We start from the raw sequence: 22,386 nt of genomic DNA, 5'->3' as shown, positions 1-22,386 counted from the left end.
CATGCTATTCCACTTGATCTTTTAGCAGATCCAGCATTCTATTGTAAAACTCCGGTTTAAAATGAATGCCGTCCGAGTCGTACAGATCATTTGAGCCATTTGATAATATCGGGGACAAATCAACATATCCAATGTTCTCTTTTTCCGCCAACTCTTTTAAGCCTTCGTTATAATCATTGATATTTTTGTATCTTGGTTCCAGTTCTTCCGCATCCGCCGTTACCGGGGTAACCGATAAAAGGGTTACTTTCGCTTGTGGAATTTTTTCCTTAATCATACCGATCAGCTTCGCATAGTTTTTCATGGAATAGGCCTTGGGGTTATCCGTCGGCCATAAAATGTCATCCGAACCCAAGAGGATAAAGATTCGTTCGGGGTCCCGCTTGATCAACTCCTCCATATCTTGAAGTGCGAATTCCGCCGTTTTTCCTGCGCCTGCCAGAACATTCTGCTCTTTAAGCACATCATGGAAAGATAAACCCTCCGTAATGGAATCCCCAAAAAATACACTATTCTGGAAGAATGCTTGATACTCGGTTTCTACTGGGCCTTTTGTTTCCGTTACCTGTCCTTGGTTTTGAGTAGTCGGTTGCAGCTGAGTCGAGCTTGCAGACTCGTTTTCGCAGGCTGCCAAGGCAAGTGTAATGCTCCCAAGGAGTAGGGTTGCTGCTATTTTTTTCATGTTCATGTTCATGTTCCTCTCTTTAATTTAATTTTAGAGCTTCTTTAATTCCGTCCAGAATGGAGCTTGCCATCCGGTATTGGAAATCTTCCGTCAGCATTTCATTCTCTTCTTGCTGATTCGTTAAATAACCCATTTCGATTAGAGCGGCTGGCATGTTCGAATCCTTCAAGACGAAGAAATCCTCCTTTTTCACTCCCCGGTCCCGAAATCCGCTGGTTTGGACGATATGCTTTTGCAAAATTTCCGCTAAAAACAGGGAATCTTCATGATAATAATAGGTCTCAGCACCTGAAACACTAGAGTCTTCATACGTATTCCCGTGAATGGATATGAACAAATCCGCACCCAGTTGATTGCCGATTTCCGGCCGTTCCCGGTCAATCGAAGATAAAAAGCGATCTTCTGATCGAGTGAGAATCACCTCAATTTGTGGCTCTTGTTTTGCCAGTTCTTCTACCTTAAGCGCTACCTGCAGCGTAAAATCCTTCTCAAACTTTCCACTGGCTCCCGTTGCGCCGTTATCCTTACCGCCATGTCCTGGATCAATCACGACCTTAGAAGGCTTTTCTAGCTGGTGTTCCAGCGTCCTTATCTTATCCGAGCGAACATCCATGCCGGCTTTACGGTCGCTTATTGTCCCTTCTCCGGAAACAAGTTGATACAGCAGAACGATTACCAGCATAGACAAAAGGGTGATTATAATCGCGCTGCCTTTTTTCATACGTTCTCTCCTCCTCCTGAAAAAAGTGTAATCTTCGGAGATAAAGATAAGGTGCAGATAATATCAAACTTTCATAGAGTATTATGCTTAGGTTGCGGCAAACAAAAGGAAGCTGTTCCTGACAGGTCCATAAGAGACCTTCAAGAACAGCTCCCTGTTCCAAAGGATGCTATTGCTGCGTCTACAAGCGATGATCCTTTTGAAAATTCAAGTGAAAATGCTGGTTATCGTCGTAAACACCAAATTGGTAGCCTTCTTCTTCGTAGAATTCGATGATCTCCCGAAGAACCTGCAGGGTTTGCGGCTTTTCGTGCATCAATACGACTTCCAAATCGATTTTTGTTGCTTGTTTGATATTCTCGACAATTTGATCCGGGTGATCCTTCAGTTGCCAATCATTCGATTCAATGGTCCAATCCCAAATCTTGATTCCTTCTTGGGCAATTTGGTCGCGCATCATCTTATCGTCCAGTCCAGGCGCTGAACCGTATGGCGGACGCACCAAATTCGGCTGTTTACCTGTAATTTCATGGATCAACGCCAAGTTGTCTTTCATCTCAGATACGAATTGCCTCTCTTCGTACAGTTTATTGTATTCGTGAGTCATGCTGTGACCGCCAATATAATGTCCCTCGTCTGCTGCACGCTTCACGACACTTTGCAGATCCTTGCGCTGCAGGTTGCTTCCTTGCATAAAAAAAGTCGCCTTTACGCCATATTGCTGCAAAACGTCAAGAAACTCCTCCGTCCATTCGCTCGGACCGTCGTCAAACGTTAAATAAACGATCTTCCCTTCCGGTTTAGGTTTGCTAACATTCCTTGCAATCAATTGGTTCACAGACTGTTCTCCATGCTGACCCAAAACGGGAGCCTTATCCCATGGCATCCACTTCATCAGACAAAAACAAAGCAAACCAATGGCTGCAAGCGAAATGAGTCGCCGTCTGCGTTTTTTTGTTTTAAGCTTTCTTTTCCTCAAATTCTGATCAAGGTCTGTTCCTGCTGTCATTTTCGATCCATCCCCTCTCTCAAAAAGAAATGATAATAGGGGCAGGTGCAGAAAAGGTGCAGATGAAATAAACATAAGAAAAACATCGATCGACGTTACTTTCTCAGTAGACATAAATTAAAAAAGCGCAGAACCGGGTTCTACGCTTTCTTATTCAAATGAAAATAGAATTGGACTCCATTGGGAGTGTTGGTTACACCATATGGGACATCATGCATTTCCAGAATCTTTTTTGAGATGGCAAGGCCAAGCCCGGTCCCTCCAGTCGACCGCTTTCGGGAAGGCTCGCCGCGATAAAACCGGTCCCAGATCTTCTCAAGCTGTTCGCCTTGAATGTGCACTCCATTATTTTCAATGCATACTTTAACGGTGTCGCCATCTTCCAGGATGCTGAAGAGAATGGACTCCTGCTCCGGCGTATAGCGAATCGCGTTGCTGAGGAAATTGACGACGACTTGCTCAATTCGCCGCTCATTAGCCAGCACTTCGACAGGTTTCAGTGACAGTTCAAGATGTAATTGCTTGGCCTCGATGTCTGCAGCCAATTTTGCGCATACCCGCTCAATAACGGCGTCGATATAAAAAGAATCCATATCCATGGTATACGTTCCGGATTCATATTTGGCCAATTCCAGCATATCCGCGATCAGCAGATCCATTCTTTTGACTTCGTCTTCCATCGCCTCAAAATAGTAATCGCGTTTATGGCTTGCCACACCGTCCTTCATAATGGCCAGGCAGCTCTGAATAACACTTAGAGGAGTTTTCAGCTCATGGGACACGCCGGATATAAATTCTTTTCTCGTATTCTCCAGCTGCTTTTCTTTCTCGATGTCCTGCTCAAGCCGAAGAATATGAGCGTGCAGCCGCTCGGAGAGCTCGTTAATGTTGCGCGACAAGTCTCCGATTTCATCCTTCGTTGTAATTGGGATTTTTTCCGAAAAATCAAGATCCGCCATTTGCCGTGTGGTACGGTTGATGCGCAGCAGCGGCCGGGTAATCTGACGAGAATAATAGAACGATGCCAGCACCACGAGAAGCAGAGTGGCAATAATGATGTAGACATAGTATTCCTTGATCATTCCTGCGGCTTCATTAACCGGCTGAAGTGATGTCATCGCGAACAGGTATGCGGGATTTCCGTCGCGATCTTGTATGCAATTCACGAAAATCTTGTAATTCACATCATTTTCTTTATAATCTACGATCTGATTGGCGTTCTTGCTATCCTTCCAGTCGCCGTACAATAGATCCGCTTGGAAAGCCTTAATGCGGTCCAGCAACAAGTGATTGGTATAACGCGAGACTCCTGCGCCTTCCGGTATTCGGACCTTCATAATGGTTCCCTTGACCAGAAATGTAGGATATTTTTCGCGATATTGGAACGCGTTGGCATATCGATTGAGGACCTCGCCTTCTTTCCTCACCAGCTGCGAATTTTCCAGCCTGCTTTCGTCTCTTAGGTTAGAATTGCCTCTTCCCATCCGCTGGATCACCGGCTGACCATTCATGATCAAACCTTCCATGGCGATCTCTTCCCCTTCATTAATCCAAGGCGTGAGGAACGGATTATCACTGCTGAAGTCCTCTACTTTGATCACACTATACAGAGGAATGGTCATTGTCTTATTGGAAAACATAGTTTCATCCGAATGTCTCAGCTTGACTTCCATGAAGAAATCATCGGTGTACTTTAAATTCCCTTGAGCGTCCACAGTCGTCACCCAGATATTATGGTTTTGATAAAAATCTTGCTCCAGCTTTGCCGTCTCCTGCGTGTCTGTTGTTTGATTCAGGTAGTCTTGTTCATAAGCCTGAAGCGCAGCGCTCACGTCCTTCACTTTCTGATGAACATAATACTGTTTGAAAAATACGGTCTGCAAGGTAAAGATGACGGCAAGAATGAATAAGCATAATCCTGTCGTAAATAGGAACAGCTTTAGAACGATCCCTTGCTTCATAACTTGTCCTCGAACTTATAACCTGATCGGACGATCGTGGCAATATGCTTGGCGCGCTCCCTCAGCTTGGAACGCAGATTGCGGATATGACTGTTGACCGTGCGATCATCACCGACAAAATCATACCCCCAGATTTTTGTAATCAGCTGTTCTCTGGTAATAATAATTCCTTTGTTTTTCATCAGATAAGCCAGAATTTCAAATTCCGTATGCGTCAAGCTGCAGTTTTGCCCATCCACTGCCACCGTTCGGGATGGAAAGTGGAGGGAAATACCGTTGCTGGACAATGTATCGCCTTCTTGTTCCCGGATCTGCCTGCTCTCCAAAAGCCGCTTCACTCGCGCCAGCAAAATTGGAGGGCTGTAGGGTTTGGTTACGTAGTCGTCAGCTCCCAATTCAAAACCCATCAAGGTATCATCCTCATCCGAACGAGCCGTCAACATGATAATCGGAACATTGGAGACCTTTCGGATGCGTTTGCACACGGACCATCCGTCCAGTTCAGGGAGCATGATATCCAAGATGATTAAATCCACTTCATGATCTTGAAATAAAGCCAGAGCTTTTTTTCCTTCATCCGCTTCAAGCACTTTAAAGCCTTCTTCAAGCAAATAATCTTTCATGATTTCCCTTAAAATAGGCTCATCTTCTACAACCAGTATTGTTTTAGACATGTGATAACCTCTATACGTATTATTTGGATGTTAATCGTGCAGGGTCAAGATTAGGTGCAGATTATATCAAAGTAATGTAAAGATTTTGTCTCCAATGTTCATGACCAAACTTAAGTTACGCATCCCGCTTCCGGTAAAATATAATCGCTACTGTAATAACGATCAGGGTCCATAACAGTAGAATCCCTGCCCCTTGCAGCGGCGTCAGGACATTTATTTCATCTGGTGAAGGCGGCATATACATATAATATCCTGCGGTATCCGGAAAATAATTCTTAAATCGAGTCAGATATTCTCTCACTAATGGACTGACTTAAGGTTAGATAGACTGCTGCACCTGCTAATGCTTCTATCATTATATCCATTTCAAACCCTGATGCGGCGTATCTCATCCTAAAAAAAGTATATAGTATACCTGATGCGGCAATTATAAACGCCGCAGGGATAGTGATGATTACCAATGCCAAATGCTTCACGGATAATTGAAGCCCGCGCCAAGGCAACGCCGTTAATGTAGTTCGAATCTGTCCTCCGGTATACTCCGAGCAAGCAGCCAAGATCCCAAGAATAATGAACCCAGCTTGAAGATATCCCATGGAAGCAAGCCCTGTATTCAGGATACTTTGCATCCCTGTCCCTGCTCTTCCTTGAAGAGCAACCGAAGTAAAAGCAGCGGCTAAAAGTAAATTAAGAATGAATGTAGCTGAAAGAGTGAGCCTCTTATTATGAAATACAAAAGCAGCACCATCAAGAGTAAATGACTGAAGACCCAAATCCTTATATCAAAATAATTGCCCATTGAGCAATGTTTCTCATAAGGAAATATTGCTCAATGGGCAATTAACGTGTTATATTATACTCTATCTTGATACCTTCAAATTATAAGTGAGGTGAAAATACATAATGATGAAGCAAAGCTTGCGTGACATGAAACGAGAGGCAACTGCCCATGCCTTGGCCGAGGCAGCTTTCCAACTTGCCATTGAACATGGTTTAGATGGCTTTGTCGTTGAAGATGTGGCCCAACTCGCGGGATATTCCCGAAGAACTTTTGCCAACCATTATTCTTGCAAGGAAGAAGCGGTGGCAATGGCGGCTTTTCCCTTTCATGGCTTCGATGAATTTATTAATTTAGTGGAAAAATTGCCAGAAAGCTCAACACCACTGGATGTCATGTACCAGTTCACCAAAATGCGACTAACTGGCGGAGTCATCCGTGATATGCGACAACTGGTCCTGCTTTCCAAAGACTATCCTTCCCTTGGACCGTATATCCTCAGTGCTTTACATCAATTCCAAATGGCAGCTCAGCGTTTGTTGAACGAATTATTTCAAGATCATTACTCAAAAGAGTACACTCATTTTCTAGCAGGCGCGATGGTCGCAGCTGTCACACCATTATTCAATGGAGACATCGAGGTGCTGCTTCCAGGTCAAACACAAGATGAAGCACCGAATGCCAAGCCCTTCGATCAGTATTTAGACAAGCTCTTCGGTTATCTGCGAAATGGCTTTAGATCAAATCCTCAAGAGACAAAAAGCTAGCGTCACCATATTTATTTATGCATCCTTTTTACAAATAGAGAGGAGTTTATTTCTTTGGCAAAACACTTATATCGGTTAGGGTTGTGGACGACAAAACATGCAAAAGGGGTGCTCTTTTCAGCAATTGGTTTATTGATTGCATTAGGCGCTGCCGTGTTAATGCTATGGTTCAACTTCGATGATAATATGTCTATTCCAGGTACGCCTGCTCAAAATACGATTGAGATGTTAGAGCAAGAGTTTCCAGAGGTCGGTAAAGCGGGAGCACAAATTCAAATCGTGTTTAAGTCACCAGAAGGAAAAGTACTGTTGGATACTGATGTACAAGAGTCTATTAACGAATTACTAGAAGAAGTGAATACACTTCAGGGCGTAGCGGCCGTATATCCTCCTTCCATGTTAAATAATTATAATGAGGACCAAACGATTGCTTATGCAATGGCCATTTATGATAAACCATCGAAAGAAATCACATATGAGCAAGTCGATGAGTTACGCAATGTCCTGTATATTACGGAAGACGATGGAATTCAGACTGAACTATCATCATCTGATACCGAACTCTATCCCATCGAAATTCATGTTAAAACAGAGATTATTGGTATCGGTGTAGCGTTTATCATATTATTTTTTACATTTGGTTCTTTAATCTTAGCTGGAATGCCTATTATTACTGCTGGAATCGGTCTTTTAGTCGGACTTGCAGGTATCGTTATAGCCAGTCATGCTGCAAACATTTCGTTCGTGTGTATATCCCTTGCAGCTATGTTGGGGCTAGCGGTTGGGATTGACTACGGATTGTTTATTATTTCAAGATTTAGGCAGGAATACATCAAAGGTTACTCGGTCAAGCAAGCAATTGCAATCGCAAATGGCACAGCGGGAACCGCCGTTGTTTTTGCTGGATTGACTGTGATTATTGCACTAATTGGTTTGGCCATTCCTCAAATCCCTTTTCTGTCCATGATGGGCTTTACTGCAGCACTAACCGTACTTCTTGCTGTTATCGTGGCAGTCTTGGTCGTTCCTGCGATCATTTATTTGCTGGGAGATAAAGCATTGCCTTCTGTAAAACGTAATCGAACTTTAAGTGAAAAATTAGTAGATTCCGTAAAATTCTCAGGAAAGATCATGTCGGGTTGGGCAAAGACATTGGATAAGATGCCCATTCTCTTCGTTTTAGTTGGAACGATTTTACTGGGGGCCGTCACCATTCCATTTTTCCATATGGAATTAGGTCTGCCCGATGACAGTTTCTATGAAAAAGGAACAGATCAGCGAGAAGCTTATGATTTATTAAAGGATGCTTATGGCGAAGGGTACCACGCTTCCTTGGTGATCGTTGCAAAAGCTTCAGAGGAAAACAGTGAAATTCTTTCTAAACTAGAGGCGTTACAAGCTGATATTATGAGTATGGATAACGTGGATAATATCACTAATGTAATCCCCAAAGAAACTGGAGATATGGCTGTCATTACACTAAATCCAACAACGGGGCCCAATGATCCGGAAACGAAAGAATTAGTAAATACATTGCGAAATTCCAGCTATGAAGGCATGACGCTTCATGTAACCGGAACAACTGCAATGAATATCGATATTTCTGTAAAACTGGGTGAAGCTTTACCAGTATTTGCTGCTCTCATTATCGGGTTAGCTTTCGTCATTTTTGTCATTATCTTCCGCTCTTTATTGGTTCCATTAAAAGCTGTGTTAGGATTTGTATTGTCTCTAGGCGCTACTTTAGGGTTTGTTACGTGGGTTATTCAGGACGGAAACCTCTATGAAGCCTTTGGTTTTGCAACAAGCGGCCCAGTACTTAACTTTTTACCTATTCTAACCATAGGTATTTTATTCGGTTTAGCTATGGACTACGAAGTGTTTCTAGTGAGCCGTATGCGTGAAGAATTTACGCATTCAGGTGATGCTCGAAAAGCTGTGTTATCTGGTATCCGAGATAGCGGCGGAGTCGTAACGGCTGCTGGATTAATTATGATTGCAGTATTTACGGGTTTCATGATGGCGCCAGATCCGATGACAAAAGTTATTGGTCTAGCACTTGCATTTGGGGTATTGTTCGATGCCTTTGTCGTTCGTATGATGATCGTTCCAGGTGTGATGTTATTGATGGGTAAAGCGGCATGGTACATGCCAAAGTGGCTAGATAAGATTCTACCGAATATTGACATTGAAGGTGAATCGGTGATAAAGGAATTAGAGGCGTCCAAACAAGAGTCTATAAATGAAACCAAACACGTCATGTCAGATGCTGTATCTCACTAAGCTTTGGCAACCATTTCATTGTAGCCATATTCAATAACATTTAATGTTTAAGCAAAACTGTTATTGTTTAAATCTCCCCCAGAAAAGGGGGAGATTTTTTTGTGAAAAGAAAACCATACGCTATGCGTATGGTTCGGGAAGCTTCAAGTGATGTATTAATAAAATTCCTCCTAAAGAATTTGTCTCACGCTTTTGTGATACTCGGGATTATAGGAATACGATCATCGATAATACGAACATAAACACTACACCGGCGATCATTGGAACCGATGTTCTTTTTACTAGGGCGATCGGATCTGTCTTCACAGTACCAGCCACAATGAGTATAACTGCGGCTACAGGCGAAACCGCTCTGAAGAGATTGCCATATCGGAGTTGCACAGGATAACGTTGTAGCCAAACTTGGAAGCCGTATCCTCAACAGCTCTAGCTAACTCGGGAAAATAAGGATTCATAATATCCGGCACAATCAAGCCAATCGTATTCGATTTCTTCTTGAACAGACTTCTAGCTACCTCATTTGGCTTGTAGTTCAATTCTTTAATCGCTTGTTCTACCATTTCCCTTGTATGTTGTCCTACGTATCCTTTATCATTCAGTACCCTGGATACAGTGGCAACGGACACACCAGCAAGCTTAGCAACATCTTTGATCGAAGCCATTATCCTCACTCCACTTCAGATAGGTAACCGGTTACACATTGAATCTACTTAACCTTCCATAAGTCAAGACCTGTTATATAGTTGTCAACCCGTCTTTCCTAATCCTCCATGGATGATATCCTTTTACAAGGCCGCAATATCATCCATGGAAGGCTGCATATGACTTTGTGAGTAGTATTCGCTAAAATTTATCAGGGAACTGCTGAACAATTCCTTCTGTCAGTATGTCCGCTAAGTGGATCATATGGATCTCATTTTTGTCAGTTGCTGCAATGTCCGCCTTCCAATCTCCCTTGAGACAACTAATGACTATTTCCTCAATCAATTGAAGATGAGTGTAGAGCATATCTTGCAGTTCTTTAAACGTCCAGTTGTCGGGATTGGCCTCGCTTAAGAATTTGGCGATGGCGTCGGCATTTTTATGCCAATCCGAGTCTAATTTTTTCAAGGCTGCCTGATCGTTCGCTATTGCAGCTGCTACAATTTTTCCTGCAATCAAAATATGCTCTCTCAAAAGATCCGCCAGCTTATTACCGGCTGCTTCTCCATAATAAGGCTTGATCAGATTTCCGATATCCTGTTGGTTCTGCAATAGCCGGTCCAATACGTATTTCTGATCCGGGCGGTTTGATATGGCGCTGACGATGTAGCTTCTTGTCCATATCGTATGATCGATCCATGCTTTTTGCATAGCGGCTTTCAATTGCACCATTTTAGGACTTAGGCAAATCGAATCACTCTTTTCCGCCGCTTCTGCGCGCACAGCTCCTCCTGCCGGCATCATGCTAAATACGAGCGCTAAGGCTAACAGCACCTTTAGTAAATACTTGTTCTTCAATCTTATCGGCTCCTTTATACATTGGAATAACCTACTGGTTTTATCATGTTTAGAATGCCCTGGTTCTATACGAACCCAGCTGTTCTTGCAGCTGTTGGTGGTCCAAAAGTAGGCGGAGCTGCAATGGGCTTTATTGGCGATATGTGGCACGAAAATAAAAAAGACCCCTTTTCTAAGGGGCAGATTCGAATTCACGCTCTTCCTGTGGCCCAAGCAATACGGGGATCAATGTGCCGCACTAGCCGATAAGCGTAAGGGAGAAAATTTTGTTTTGGCCAAAACCGCGAAGCTTCCAGATTTGTTATTCTCCAATCCGTCATGCAGTTGGTATATCCTGCTTTACGCGCATGATCAAATCCATGCTTTATAAGATGAGTTCCAATTCCTATTCCTCTTGCATGCGGAACAGTCGCTCCAACACCCAGACAAATACAAGAATCCGGCAGCATCATATTTAAATCTGAATTCTGAGTTGGGTAAAACGCCTGGAATCCCAAAATGTCCTGCCCTTGGGAGGCTATGCAAAAATAAGCTGTAGGATCCTTCATCAACTCGACATAGCCCTCTTGCAGCTTCACGCGCTCCTCGATCAAGGCGGGCGCCCACACCGGCGATTTCGCTTGATGCTCCATGATCAGTGTAGATATTTTGCGAACCTCCCGCTCATCCGCTTCCGCTGCAACTCTAACATGAATAGCCGAATTCAGAGGGGGCAGCAAAATATCGGAAGGTATGGTCTGAACACCATGGACTTGTTCATAAGCAAAGCCTAAATGAAACCAGCCCTCTATTGCCCTAGTGTCTCCGCCTGGCACAAGAGCATAATGCTTGAAAGAACCGGATTTGGTCCACTCCGCACCAATCACGGAATACATTTCCCGATAAAGTTCAGCGCTCTCTTCTGCCGCAATAGCTGTACCTGTATAATCAACCCAGGTATGGCGCTCTCGCAGCTTGTCCGTTTCCAGCCTCCCCAACATATAGCCGATAAGTTCAGCGCCTCTGAAAGCAGCAACTCCACTAACATTTTCCTTCTCTAGCAATGCATCGATTACTTGTCTGGCATGCAGCGGTTCTTCAAATAATTTTGGCAAGCTGGGTGTCTTTTCTCGTTCTGCAGCGTGGCGCGCTGACAGAAGCATCCCTGCTGCTTCTACATGAGCGTGTTGAAAAGTAACCATCTTCATCTTCTCTTTCCCCATTCACCATAACCCCCTATGAATCCATAGACTCTGCCGAAATCGTCTCACACCCGTTGAATAAGGCAAACTTTTGTAAACAACGGTTCAAGGCTGTTCGTAATTGCGTTGTTTGCTTTACACCATTCTCGTACCAGATGTTTTTTACAACGAGCGTTCCCGTTTTTCGCTCCGTGATGATCTCGGCCCGGCCAATGAAGCTCTCTCCATATAATAGAGGCAGCACATAATAGCCGAATTTTCGTTTGATTGCAGGTGTGTAAATCTCCCAGGTATAATCAAATCCAAACAATTCGTTGATCAGCTTTCTGTCCCAAATGAAATTGTCTAGCGGAGCAATCAGCTCGCAGCGCAATTTCGGCTTCGGATTTTGCAGGACGGCTTCAATAAGCGGCAAGTCCTCAGCGCGGCAGTACAGCATATCTTTCATATGTTCCACGGCGACAGCAACAATGCGAGCTTCGTGTAATAGCTGGCGAAAAACCTGGTTGCGCTGTTCGGCTTTCAACCCCCATATATTCAGCCATGCATCTGACGCACGATTCCATAAAAGGCCAACAGCACCGATCCGGCGCAGTACCCGCCACTTATAATGCTCAAGTTCATCCTCCAGCGGCTCTGGGGTATCCAGCAGATTTGGATGTATGTAATTCTTGGCCAAATCGTAATATTTACGCGTTCCTTTTTTATGATGAATAATCAACTCACCTGTCGAATACATCTGCTCCAGCACCGATCGAGATGAATTGGTTCCACTGCTCCAGTGGATGGCCGATTGCCAAGAGAAATCTCCATCCAATTTTAAATCATCCGAACTTAGTACACCGTGATTTTGGATATGATCCCGCACCTGCGTTATTAACGCTTCCATTTCGGGATAGCGTTCGGCATGCCGCCTCGCGGCTTGCCTGTATCGCTCAAAATACGGCCAATCCTCGACGGGGATAATGGCCAGGTTCTTATCAGGATAATCGACAAGACTTCTATCCTCATACAGCAGCTCGGCGAGCATTCCCTTGGTAAATCCCTTGATTCGCGACTGCAGCACTAATTCGGCGTTTTTACCGCAAACATCGATGGGGTCGTATTGAATACACCCGACCTGCCGGGCAAAGTCCATTACGCCCTGCTTCCCACTAAATTTAAATTCACCCAAAAGTCCATGCTTCAACAACAGAAATTGCCGTGCCTGGCGGTTTGTTAATTGAATCATGTTCGCACCTACCTCTAATTTAGTACAGGCTGAGTCCCATGCAATACCGAACTTCACATCTCCTTTTTTATCATACAAAGTATTTGCTCAAAAGAAAAGGAAAAATACAAACATTTGTTCTTGCTTGGACGCCAGATAAACCCCGATCCCTATAGGATGCCTCTATTTGTACAATAGGCAAATTCGTAATAATAATTAAGGCCAATCCTTTTGTGAGGGATGGCCTTAGTTCAATCTCTTATATTACTCCGTATGCAGATAACCTACAAATGGCCTCTATAGTCACTCGACCGCGCCACTCCAATCCTGAAGCAGTTCCTGGAGGTTCCCAGCTAATAGGCCACCCGCCATCCGGTAATTGTTGTTTTGTAAGAACTTCAAGATGATTGTCGATCTGGCTTTGGGTAAACAATGGTCGGCTTATTGATCCAGGTTTACGTGCGAAATGAAGAGGCGTTAGCCCGTAAGCATCTGAAGAAGCATCCAGTTTGAAAAAACTAGCACGCGGAAGAGCTGTAGCGATAACATCTAGCAGATTTTCTGCCATTGCTCTGTCGGGTATGTATTCTGCCAATCTGACAGCGCATAAAAGAGCATGGGCTTCAAGAGGAGGCTCCTCAACAAACATTTCACAACAAGTTTCTGTTGCTAAAGAAAGCCACTCATGTTCTACCCCCTGGTAATGGAGAAGCCCACAAATCTCAGCTGTAGGGTTAAGACCCGGTGATACTGTGGAATGCATCCAATGACTTGCAAGAGGTGACTGATAAGCTGACTCCAGAAAAAATGGGACAAGGCCTTTCTTGTCCGACACAGATTGAAGATAGTTACATACAGATGTTACAAATTCTAAGTTCCGATACTCCGCCTCTTCTAATGCTCCAAGGCCAAAAGAAGTGAGAAGCGGTTGGCTTTCCGGACAACGAACGTCAGGTTCTAAAGCATGGCCGAGGCCGCCATCAGAATTTTGATAGGCACGTACAACATTACCGACCAAAGCAGGATGAGCACCTTCATAGAGAACTTCAAATAATCGGCGTTCCAATAAACGGGCATGTGTAAGTAAGAATGAACGTGCTGTCACTAAGATTTCAGTCATACGCACTCTACCACCATTCAAATAGAATATGATACTAATATCCAAAATACCAAACATACGTTCGCAAATCAATGAATTTGTAAAGTCTCAATTATCGACTGGTCCGTAAAGGATAAGAACCGTTCAAACACACCTTGAGACATTAATCGTATCCGTGATCTATTATCTAGGCCCTATTTTCGAGAGTTATTTTCAACCGTTACTTATGATACGGTTCTCCGCGCTGTCTGTAATGGGTAAGTTTTAGGCTATCCTATTTGAGGATGGCCTGTACTTTGTATATCTCATTACTGTCCTATGATTGTTTACCTATAAACAAGTGATAGTATTTCAAAAGTCTATTTAATCAAATTTGAGGATGAATCCTACTTGATCAAAAAAGTCTTTTGTGTCCAGCACACTACATCCTTGAAGGATACTTCCAATATTATACTTGAATGCTTTCTCTTGGGGCATAGTTGAGAAAGCAAATCGTGCTTCGCGCTGATATTCGAAAAACTTGTCTTTCCAATATGCGATTCCCAAATTTCCTTCGTTAAAATCTTGTATTTGCTCCTTAACCATACCGATAGAGTAATCAACGTAATTTACATCTTTGACCATGCCAAAATGGTCATCTGTTATGGTCTTACATACAAGTTGAGGGAAATCCTTTGGAAGTAATACCGCCTTGTCACCAAAATTTTCTATAAATTTTTCTTTATCTGAACCTGGAATACTTAATCCACAAACAGCATAATCCTCATGTACTTCTAGTACCTCAAAGTCTTCTTTTTTAAATGCAGTAAAACAAAAAACAGGAATTTTCTGTACATCCGGATGTTGTAAATTAAATATTGAAGGTCCGTTGAATTGATGAACTAATTCGTCGGTTTCATAATCATACATTCTAAAATTAGTCACTGCGCCGACAACACCACCTTCGAATTTGTCCCCCTGCCCACGCTTCTGCTCTCGTAATTCTTGTTCTATAAAGACTTTTAAAGGATTCATAAATAAATTGCCACTTAACAAGTCCTCTAAGTAGCGCGAATCAACAAATTTGACGAACAAAGTAATATCTTCCTTATCATCCTTCCACTTTCGAAACTCACTCGAGCGCATAAAAATCCCCTTCCGTTTAATTAAATTTAATAACTGAATACCACAGTACAGATTTGAAAGGACATAACCATGCTAAAATTTATTCTTGGCAAGACATCTACAATCTTCAATTGAACACAACTACTTTTAATGCATTAATCCCCCATCTCAACAAATACTTCCAGTACCGAGTTCAAGAGCCAGACTGAACTTCTTGCTAGATGCAAGGACGAAGCAGAAAAGAAGTTGAGAGATAACACCTCTGCCCCAATTGCTGCATAGTAAATCAGACTAGCTCTTGCTCAGTTCAGCACATGCTTACCGACTCGCACCCGGAAACGCAAAAGACACTATTTGCAAACAGCCATTAAGCAAATACACGTCAAATATGGTCGAAAGGTCGAGAGAATTGAACTTGAGCTAGACCCGACTCTCCATAACCATTTTTTTGAGCAAGCCCCTTCCGCTAAACCAGCGGGAGGGGCTTTTGGTTTTTCCAAGCAAAAGCCAACTGCGAAGATAACCCTCGTTTTGTAGCTCCTCCGTCCCAGCAAACTCCTTTTCAAAGCGTTAGTTGCAAAAGTTGCGACGTTGACTGTACTCAAAATTTTCATGCTAAAAGCGCCGTATTTTCATGGGTTGTGGTACGGATGCAGCCGTTATGGCAAACCACCCGCAAGTCAAAATCGAAGAGAGACGCTTGAATGAAGCTGCTAAAATCCTTGCATGTATGGATTTCCCCCGATCGCCACCAAAAAATCTTGCCGTAACTTATAATAAATTTCAGCACATCATCCCTCAAATTCTGGATGTAGCTCATGAATTTTGGAGATGAGGTCTTCCACATTCGAATGTGAGACGTGATTCTGATCCATCCATACCGATTTGAGAAAATAAGAAGCATGATACTGCCATCCCAAGTTACCCGGATTGAAGGCTAACTGGATCTCCAGCCCTGGCTTTCCGCAGTATACCCGGGAACCTGGCCTGTGCCAGCTGCCGATCCTAGTAATCCGGTCCGGATTCCGACCACTGATATAAGTGAAACACTTGTTGAACGGGATATCCCTCAAATGGAATTTGGGACTTCCAACAGCCACGACCCGCACCTGCTCCTGTCCATACTTCTCAGCAAGAATAAGCCCGGAACGATACGCGACCACGCCGCCGGCACTATGCCCGATCAGGAGAAGCTGATTTGCAGACGCCATATGTTCACGAATGATTTCCGATACAAGCCGCACCCTCCGGGAAGGGCCATGGATCAGATCATATCCAACCTGCGCCAGCTGTCGGGTTAACAGACGATGCAGTACAGAACGGCTGGTTCCACTTGCCATCCCGTAAGGAAAGATGACTACGATTTTTGCATCGGGATATCTTTGGGCAACCTCGAACGCTGCGGCTTCAAAGTTATTACGATATGTCAGAATACCGGCCAAAAGAACAAACCACCGTTCGGCATTTGTCCGTACATGTGCTATGAGAGGAGACAAAGGCTTCAATCATGGCTTTAGCTCAACACCCTTGGGAAGAACGGATCTCACTTTTTCCCTCACCTCGGGATGGGTCCGAAGCTCTTCGCCCATCAGCACGACAATGCCGGAGTCGTCCCGTGAACGGATTAGCCGACCGATGCCTTGACGTAGCCGCAGCAGCATATAAGGCATGTCCACCTCTTGAAAGGGATCGGCAACAGCTTTTCGCCGAGCATTGAATACAGGATCAAGCGGCGGAAATGGCAGCGACCAGATCATCACGTTCATGAGCGAAGGCCCCGGAATATCGAGTCCTTCCCACAGACTGACCGCACAGAGGACACTCTCCTCCTCCTGCTGGAATTCAGAGATCAAATGACTGATTTCTCGGTCGCCTTCATAGTAGAAGGACATCCCCTTCAGCAGCGGTTCGAGCTTCGCCCTTTCCTTGAACTGAAGAAGCTCTTCACGAGTCGGGAAAAGAATCAACGCTCTGCCGCCCGTTTGCTGCAGAAACCGTACTGCTTCCTTCATCTTTCCGTCGAATCCGTCAGCAAGCGGCCAATGTGGTGCCAGTACCTCCATCTGTTCTTGATACGCATAGGGTGAATCTACTGAAAAGGACAGGAAGCTTTCAATGCCAAGACTGTCTGCGAGATAACGGAAAGAACTCTCCACTGCCATCGTCGCTGACGAAAATACGACCGGCATCCGAAGGTGGAACACCTGTTTTTTTAGCATTTCCTTAACCGTACCCGGCATAACAGAGAGCATGAGCCCTTCCGGACTATCCTCTACCCAACTGATCACCGACGACTCCGGCTGCTCGAACAGGAGGAGCGCTTTTTGCAGCATCTCCATATGCTCCTCAACAATACGAAGCTGGTAGTGGTCCAGCGTGTATAACTCACCTTCAAAGACAAGTTCCTCTTCGATTGCTGAAATGATGTCCCGGAACCGGCGCACTTCGCTTAACAATGCTCCGGTCAAGACGATTTCTCTACGATCCGACCCCGCGACGTGCAGATTGGATTGCCCGAACGCGTCAAACATCACCTCGCTCTGGACAATTGCCTCGTCGATCAGCACGGCCAGGGATTCACGGATCTCATTTTGCAGAAGACGCGTAATTAACCCTTCGAAGGTGGTATGCTTCATTTTATAGCCGAATGCCTTCATGGCTGCGGATTCCAGCAGATGTCCCTCATCGAATACGACGGAAGAATGCTCAGGCAGGAGCGGCAGCTGGCCCTCCCGTTTGCGGCCTTCATAGGTCCATACATGCTCCAGATAATAATCATGCGAACAGATAATGATGTCGGCAGCTCGCCGGTAATAATCCCGGGACAGTGTCTGCCCGCACCGGTGGCGGCGATCGCAGGTGAAGCAGTCCTGAAAGGGATCCCAATTGATGGTATTCCACTGTTCATCGTTAAGCTGCGGATAGTCTCTCCGGTCTCCGTAGGCATGGAAGACCTGCATTGGAGCAGAGGAATTGACGAAGCCAGGCAGACCTGCCGCAATTTCTTCCCAATTGATGTCCGAGTTCGCTTCCATTCTCGCCTGATCCAGCTTTTTAAGGCACAGATATTGATCCGGCGATTTGCCTAACCGCGCATCGATGATCAGATCCAAATGCCGGGCCAGCTTCGCGATGTCTCCCTCAGGTTTGACTAACTGTTCAATCAAGGACTCGTCCGCGCAGGCAATGACCGCAGGCTTGCGCGTGTACCGCGCGTAACATACCGCATACAGAAGATAAGCCAGTGTTTTCCCCGTACCTACTCCCGCTTCGGCAAAAATGATTTGTTTGTCGGCAAATGCCTTTTCCAATTGAAACGCCATATAGATCTGCTCATCCCGGACTTCAAAGCCCGCTTCCGGCAGCAGCTCGTAAAATACGTCCGCCACCCAATCCGCCGCTTGTTGTATAAAAGGGGTGCCAGGATCATAGCTAAAAGGGTAAGATTCCACGTTATAAAATACCTCTGCTTTCTTGCTTCTAAGGTTCAAATAAAATCTCGTTCAGCTTTCGGTCTTTAAAATAGTTAATTTTATCATGATCACCAATTTTTGCGCAATACTGTGCAAGGATTCGGAAAAATCTATAAAAAACCGGCGGCGGACATCCCGCAGCCGGTTAAAAATTAATTTGCCTCTCTTCCATAGACCTCAATCTGGGTCAGCGCCGGAAACGGCGAAGGGTCATCCGATTTGATTAATTCGCCAAGGGTGACCCGGTCAACAGTCCGCGGAGCTAACGTGATTACTTGCGGTTGGCGGCTCTTCACAAGCGAGGCCGTATGAGAGCTTCCGTCTGGGAAGTACAAGGTAACTTGCTCCCAGTAATTATCGTGCGGAAAATCCGCCCGAAGCGTTAATATGACCTTATCGATGATGACTCTTCTTCCGAAATATACTGTAATTTCCGCATCATCCCGGCCATTAATGCCCCAGGATTCATATGGCCATTCCCCGTGGGAATCATTGGCCGTATTACCGTTAATCGCATTCCGGGCCGCAAAGACCGATTCGCCTCGCGTCTCTGCATTGGCGGCAGCATGAGGATAACAGCTTGAATTGGAGTGCTGGTCATATGGATTGAGCGCCAGGTTTTTATAGGCCTGAATCTCCTCCGGCAGCGCTGCACGTGCACTAATTACATGCATCTCCCCGGTAAATGATTTTGGTGAATAGGATACCTTCTTCTCCCCGTACGGAATGGCAAACCGGAAAGCTTCCTCCGACAGATAAATAAATGCCGCCGGCATCGAATCCTCCAGTTGAATGACCAAATATACTGGAACCTCCGTGCTTCGCAGTACAACGGCGTCTCCGGGCTCATAGCCTTTAGGATAGACTAACTTCACGTGGGTATTTTCACTCCGGCTGGCTTTTACCAAGCCCTGTTCATCTTGAACCTCCAGCGTTAGCATAGCGATCTTGACATCTCCTTCCGAGCAATAAAATCCGAATAAGTACAGCTTCCCCCTATCGTATCATAGGATATCGGATTTTCTAGTGAAGTTTTTCAAGGGTATAATGTCATTCTTTAAGCAATGCATATATTACTTGAGCGCCTTGAGCGCGCGTGGCCGACAGGTTTGGCTCAAAACGTCTAATTTACCAGCTCTCCGGTTCATTTTCAGTTTATATTGATGTGTTACGCTAACCTCTAATAAACAGACCATAGATTATTAAGGTGGATAGGAAAGGCAGGAGAAGTATATTGCTGAACCCGCTACATGCGATATTGTTGATCCTTCTGAACGTGCTGCTGCCCATCCTAGGCGGATTCATACCGGCCAAGCTCGCCGCTCGTAAAAATCCGGTAACAGCGCTGCGAAGCGAATAGCGAATAACGGCAATGATTGATACAGCTTTTTAAATACGGTGATAATAGAGAAACCCACCTTCGGCTTCCAGCCTTAGGTGGGCTTTATTATCTCTTAAAGTCAATTCAGTGCTTTCTTAGTAATTCGGATATAGAAATTCAATAATATATTGATAAGAACACCGTAGAAAATAAGAAGAAGGCTGTAATGAAGCTTCTCGCTAAAATCCTGGATACCGCCCATTTCCGACAAGACCACCAAGCTATAGCCTACTGCTATAACTATAGAGATAGATTGGACATAACTCCCGATATCCTTGAGCACTAATCGATTCTTAAACTCCCCTTTATAAAGTATCGATAGAATCAGAACGATAGCTACAACAGTCAACCCAGAGTAAAAATTGATGAACAACATAAATATTCCTCCATTCAATCTGGTTTTGGGTAATTCGTTACCCGCTCATTTCTTATTGTTCGACAAGAGTTTCCCAGCTTCCTCTTTTGTAAGGTTCGTCAAATCCCGATCCATGTCAGGCAGATTGCGAAGCGCTTCAAGCTGCGTGTCTGTTGCGGGCTGGATACGAATTAACTCTTCAAGGTTACCGCCAGCAACCTGCTGAGCGATTTGGCGATCATCCAAAGCATCCATAAGGCGATACATTCCTTCGATAGCCTTCTCTTCTCCTCCGGACAAACCGTACCCGGAATCCGTGCTTAATAGAAACCGATCCGGGAATTTCTTAATGACTGGAACAAAATCCTCCAGCTCGTAAGCGCTCTCCGGATTGAATGCCGTAAAACCGGCAAAAAAGTCGGCGTACAGATTTGGATGCTTCTCTAATAAAGACTCGACATTGTCCGGTGAATTATGAGCATTGATATGAGCAAATATGAATGTCGTATCGGGATAGGCCTCGAGCGCTTCCTCCAGTTTGAAGACGGGTGCGCCATTCGGAGGGTCAATATGTAATAACACGGGTACCTTATATTCTGCGCAGAGCTTGTAAATGTCCGGTAAGATTCCATCCATTGGATCTTTCGTTTTCCAAGCAACATGGGCCAAAGCGGGAGAATAGGTTGAGGCTGCGGCAATTTCCCCGATCCCGAAATACCCTTTCTCCAAATTGTCCCGTACCGTCTGAAGTCCAGACTCGTCCAGAAGATTGATTCCGGAGAAAAATGGAATGAACCGCTCCGGAGCTTCCTGATAAGCACCCCAGGCAATTTCATCCGTCTTGATTGCTGAAGGTTCGGACACATCTCCAAAAAGAACAATTCGGTCGACGCTGGAATGCTCCCAGTTCCTCTGCATCTTATAATAGGCGAATCCGCTAGCATCATGATTATGCGCGTCGACAAGCTGCAAATCGCCGTACTCGGCAACCAGCTCGTACAGACTTTTCACTTCGGTCTCTGTCGAATCGCTCTCCGCGTCAGTCGCTGCGGTTTCAGAAGTAGTGAGAGATGAGTCCGTTGGAGAAGAAGTCGTCGTGACCGGCCTATTTTCAGATAGCTCGTCCATCTTCTTCCACAGGCTAAAAGTAACCATTAAGATAATGACGACGGTAACGAGCATATAAACCATCGACCTTTTGGTCATATGAATCTCCTCACTTCATCTGAAACTTTTCCATAAATTATACCACATTCCATACTTCTGGAACGAAGATAAAAAGCCAGCAACCCCATTATGGATTGCTGACCACATAACTTCAGATATAATAAAATCTATTACTTGGAAAAGTACCCCTCCAGCTTTAAATCCGGGCCTAGCATTTCAACCTGCATATCCCGCAAAGGAATGGCCTGATCCATCATGCTGACTCCCTGTCCCCCGATAAAGCCCGGTGCCGACGCTCCGCCTACCAGCTTGGGCGCTATATAGAGCACTAATTTGTCCGCCAATCCCTGGCTTATAAAGGAAGCATGTACCTCGCCGCCCCCTTCTACCAACAAGGAGGATATCTCCAGACCTCCCAGCACATCCAGCACCTCTGCCAGATCAGGCCGTTCGCCCTGGGTAATAAACACCTTTGCTCCCCGATCCTCAAGCTGCTGCTTCTTTGAGAGATTCGCTTGAGCGCCGGCAAAAATATAGACCGGTGCCTCTCCATCGCCAAGCATACGGGCATGCTCCGGGATGCGAAGCGTGCTGTCGAGCACGATACGAATCGGGCTCCGCCCGCCCGGAAGCCGAGTATTCAACTGCGGATCATCCGCAATCACTGTTTGCACGCCCACCAGAATCGCCTGGTTCACATGCCGCAGCCGATGCACATCCTCCCGTGCAGCGTCTGATGTAATCCACTTGCTGCTGCCTGTGCGGGTGGCAATTTTGCCATCCAGCGTTGATGCAGCCTTGAGGGTGACAAATGGACGCTTGGTGACAATGTATTTGTTGAATACCTCATTCATCTGAGTGGATTCTTGCTCACAGATCCCTTTTATTACTTCGATTCCGGCGTTTTCCAACAGGGCGACTCCCCGCCCGGACACTAGCGGATTAGGATCGAGGGCAGCAATAACGACCCGCTTTACCCCGGCGTGAATAAGCGCTTCTGCACAAGGACCGGTCCGGCCATGATGCGAGCAAGGCTCC

At 45.1% G+C, this 22,386-nt stretch carries 22 protein-coding genes and 1 pseudogene; 3 read left to right on the top strand and 20 right to left on the bottom strand.

Going from position 1 to position 22,386, the window contains the following annotated elements:
• Window positions 1-4: 4 nt before the first annotated feature.
• From TX85_RS08460 to TX85_RS26260, 7 genes are all read right to left on the bottom strand, one after another.
• The gene (locus tag TX85_RS08460; RefSeq protein ID WP_049894871.1) at window positions 5-688 is read right to left on the bottom strand and encodes a GDSL-type esterase/lipase family protein; all 684 of its coding nucleotides are present in this window, start codon (window positions 686-688) and stop codon (window positions 5-7) included.
• A 16-nt stretch (window positions 689-704) separates the two neighbouring features.
• Window positions 705-1,406, bottom strand: coding sequence for an N-acetylmuramoyl-L-alanine amidase family protein (locus TX85_RS08455; protein WP_044478650.1), 702 nt, complete (start codon window positions 1,404-1,406; stop codon window positions 705-707).
• Between the two features lie 181 nt (window positions 1,407-1,587).
• Window positions 1,588-2,415 carry a polysaccharide deacetylase family protein gene (locus TX85_RS08450; RefSeq protein ID WP_071784175.1) on the bottom strand — a complete coding sequence of 276 codons (828 nt, stop codon included), beginning with the start codon at window positions 2,413-2,415 and terminating at the stop codon, window positions 1,588-1,590.
• A 140-nt stretch (window positions 2,416-2,555) separates the two neighbouring features.
• A complete protein-coding gene (locus TX85_RS08445; protein ID WP_044478649.1) occupies window positions 2,556-4,376 on the bottom strand; it encodes a sensor histidine kinase in 1,821 nt (606 codons plus the stop codon).
• On the bottom strand, window positions 4,373-5,050 hold the full coding sequence (locus TX85_RS08440) for a response regulator transcription factor (protein WP_044478648.1): 678 nt from the start codon (window positions 5,048-5,050) through the stop codon (window positions 4,373-4,375). The genes TX85_RS08445 and TX85_RS08440 overlap by 4 nt, the downstream gene beginning before the upstream one ends.
• Before the next feature lie 115 nt (window positions 5,051-5,165).
• Complete coding sequence (locus tag TX85_RS27945; protein WP_262362622.1) at window positions 5,166-5,288, bottom strand: hypothetical protein; 123 nt, start codon at window positions 5,286-5,288, stop codon at window positions 5,166-5,168.
• Window positions 5,289-5,325: 37 nt separating this feature from the next.
• Complete coding sequence (locus TX85_RS26260) at window positions 5,326-5,823, bottom strand: hypothetical protein (protein ID WP_233500659.1); 498 nt, start codon at window positions 5,821-5,823, stop codon at window positions 5,326-5,328.
• Between the two features lie 130 nt (window positions 5,824-5,953).
• Here TX85_RS26260 and TX85_RS08430 point away from each other — a divergent pair, with 130 nt between their 5' ends.
• Window positions 5,954-6,595: a TetR/AcrR family transcriptional regulator gene (locus TX85_RS08430; protein WP_044478647.1), complete on the top strand. Its 642-nt coding sequence runs from the start codon at window positions 5,954-5,956 to the stop codon at window positions 6,593-6,595.
• A gap of 54 nt (window positions 6,596-6,649) precedes the next feature.
• Window positions 6,650-8,878: an MMPL family transporter gene (locus TX85_RS08425; protein WP_044478646.1), complete on the top strand. Its 2,229-nt coding sequence runs from the start codon at window positions 6,650-6,652 to the stop codon at window positions 8,876-8,878.
• Window positions 8,879-9,085: 207 nt separating this feature from the next.
• Here TX85_RS08425 and TX85_RS28070 read toward each other — a convergent pair whose 3' ends face one another.
• The 10 genes and pseudogenes from TX85_RS28070 to TX85_RS08375 all read right to left on the bottom strand — a co-directional run bounded on the left by TX85_RS28070 (window position 9,086) and on the right by TX85_RS08375 (window position 19,386).
• A complete protein-coding gene (locus TX85_RS28070) occupies window positions 9,086-9,184 on the bottom strand; it encodes a hypothetical protein (RefSeq protein WP_324607079.1) in 99 nt (32 codons plus the stop codon).
• A 41-nt stretch (window positions 9,185-9,225) separates the two neighbouring features.
• A pseudogene (locus TX85_RS08420) lies at window positions 9,226-9,540 on the bottom strand (LacI family DNA-binding transcriptional regulator); the annotation flags it as partial.
• Window positions 9,541-9,721: 181 nt separating this feature from the next.
• Window positions 9,722-10,378 (bottom strand): glycosyltransferase, encoded by a 657-nt coding sequence (locus tag TX85_RS08415; RefSeq protein WP_187375132.1) that lies wholly within the window; start codon window positions 10,376-10,378, stop codon window positions 9,722-9,724.
• Between the two features lie 191 nt (window positions 10,379-10,569).
• Window positions 10,570-11,580: a GNAT family N-acetyltransferase gene (locus TX85_RS08410; protein WP_044478644.1), complete on the bottom strand. Its 1,011-nt coding sequence runs from the start codon at window positions 11,578-11,580 to the stop codon at window positions 10,570-10,572.
• 13 nt (window positions 11,581-11,593) lie between these two features.
• Window positions 11,594-12,868: a winged helix-turn-helix domain-containing protein gene (locus TX85_RS08405; protein ID WP_233500658.1), complete on the bottom strand. Its 1,275-nt coding sequence runs from the start codon at window positions 12,866-12,868 to the stop codon at window positions 11,594-11,596.
• 160 nt (window positions 12,869-13,028) lie between these two features.
• Window positions 13,029-13,946 (bottom strand): hypothetical protein, encoded by a 918-nt coding sequence (locus TX85_RS08400; RefSeq protein WP_148444350.1) that lies wholly within the window; start codon window positions 13,944-13,946, stop codon window positions 13,029-13,031.
• A 285-nt stretch (window positions 13,947-14,231) separates the two neighbouring features.
• Window positions 14,232-14,993 (bottom strand): hypothetical protein, encoded by a 762-nt coding sequence (locus TX85_RS08395; protein WP_044478641.1) that lies wholly within the window; start codon window positions 14,991-14,993, stop codon window positions 14,232-14,234.
• Window positions 14,994-15,763: 770 nt separating this feature from the next.
• Entirely contained in the window at window positions 15,764-16,414 is a 651-nt protein-coding gene (locus TX85_RS08385; RefSeq protein WP_233500657.1) for an alpha/beta hydrolase, read from the bottom strand.
• 63 nt (window positions 16,415-16,477) lie between these two features.
• Window positions 16,478-18,424, bottom strand: a complete 1,947-nt coding sequence (locus TX85_RS08380) for an ATP-dependent DNA helicase (protein ID WP_044479912.1) — start codon at window positions 18,422-18,424, stop codon at window positions 16,478-16,480.
• 173 nt (window positions 18,425-18,597) lie between these two features.
• Window positions 18,598-19,386, bottom strand: coding sequence for a hypothetical protein (locus tag TX85_RS08375; protein ID WP_044478639.1), 789 nt, complete (start codon window positions 19,384-19,386; stop codon window positions 18,598-18,600).
• A 293-nt stretch (window positions 19,387-19,679) separates the two neighbouring features.
• Between TX85_RS08375 and TX85_RS27940 the strand changes: the two genes are divergently transcribed.
• Entirely contained in the window at window positions 19,680-19,805 is a 126-nt protein-coding gene (locus TX85_RS27940; protein WP_262362621.1) for a hypothetical protein, read from the top strand.
• A 100-nt stretch (window positions 19,806-19,905) separates the two neighbouring features.
• On the opposite strand, the gene TX85_RS08370 is transcribed toward TX85_RS27940, so the two are convergent.
• The 3 genes from TX85_RS08370 to ribD form a co-directional block, all read right to left on the bottom strand.
• Window positions 19,906-20,202 (bottom strand): hypothetical protein, encoded by a 297-nt coding sequence (locus TX85_RS08370; RefSeq protein ID WP_044478638.1) that lies wholly within the window; start codon window positions 20,200-20,202, stop codon window positions 19,906-19,908.
• A 45-nt stretch (window positions 20,203-20,247) separates the two neighbouring features.
• Window positions 20,248-21,387 carry an amidohydrolase family protein gene (locus TX85_RS08365; protein WP_233500656.1) on the bottom strand — a complete coding sequence of 380 codons (1,140 nt, stop codon included), beginning with the start codon at window positions 21,385-21,387 and terminating at the stop codon, window positions 20,248-20,250.
• Window positions 21,388-21,518: 131 nt separating this feature from the next.
• The coding region (gene ribD, locus TX85_RS08360) for a bifunctional diaminohydroxyphosphoribosylaminopyrimidine deaminase/5-amino-6-(5-phosphoribosylamino)uracil reductase RibD (RefSeq protein WP_044478637.1) at window positions 21,519-22,386 on the bottom strand (868 nt) is incomplete at its 5' end.

It is taken from the genome of Paenibacillus antibioticophila, from assembly GCF_000455265.1.
Lineage (GTDB): Bacteria > Bacillota > Bacilli > Paenibacillales > Paenibacillaceae > Fontibacillus > Fontibacillus antibioticophila.
This window is presented reverse-complemented; position numbering and strand designations above follow the sequence as displayed.

Bases quoted from the DNA above. Each gene is read 5' to 3' on its own strand.
- TX85_RS08460 (WP_049894871.1), bottom strand. From the start codon at position 688: ATGAACATGAAAAAAATAGCAGCAACCCTACTCCTTGGGAGCATTACA.
- TX85_RS08455 (WP_044478650.1), bottom strand. From the start codon at position 1,406: ATGAAAAAAGGCAGCGCGATTATAATCACCCTTTTGTCTATGCTGGTA.
- TX85_RS08450 (WP_071784175.1), bottom strand. From the start codon at position 2,415: ATGACAGCAGGAACAGACCTTGATCAGAATTTGAGGAAAAGAAAGCTT.
- TX85_RS08445 (WP_044478649.1), bottom strand. From the start codon at position 4,376: ATGAAGCAAGGGATCGTTCTAAAGCTGTTCCTATTTACGACAGGATTA.
- TX85_RS08440 (WP_044478648.1), bottom strand. From the start codon at position 5,050: ATGTCTAAAACAATACTGGTTGTAGAAGATGAGCCTATTTTAAGGGAA.
- TX85_RS27945 (WP_262362622.1), bottom strand. From the start codon at position 5,288: ATGCCGCCTTCACCAGATGAAATAAATGTCCTGACGCCGCTGCAAGGG.
- TX85_RS08430 (WP_044478647.1), top strand. From the start codon at position 5,954: ATGATGAAGCAAAGCTTGCGTGACATGAAACGAGAGGCAACTGCCCAT.
- TX85_RS08410 (WP_044478644.1), bottom strand. From the start codon at position 11,580: ATGGGGAAAGAGAAGATGAAGATGGTTACTTTTCAACACGCTCATGTA.
- TX85_RS08400 (WP_148444350.1), bottom strand. From the start codon at position 13,946: ATGTTTGGTATTTTGGATATTAGTATCATATTCTATTTGAATGGTGGT.
- TX85_RS08395 (WP_044478641.1), bottom strand. From the start codon at position 14,993: ATGCGCTCGAGTGAGTTTCGAAAGTGGAAGGATGATAAGGAAGATATT.
- TX85_RS08375 (WP_044478639.1), bottom strand. From the start codon at position 19,386: ATGCTAACGCTGGAGGTTCAAGATGAACAGGGCTTGGTAAAAGCCAGC.
- TX85_RS08370 (WP_044478638.1), bottom strand. From the start codon at position 20,202: ATGTTGTTCATCAATTTTTACTCTGGGTTGACTGTTGTAGCTATCGTT.
- TX85_RS08365 (WP_233500656.1), bottom strand. From the start codon at position 21,387: ATGACCAAAAGGTCGATGGTTTATATGCTCGTTACCGTCGTCATTATC.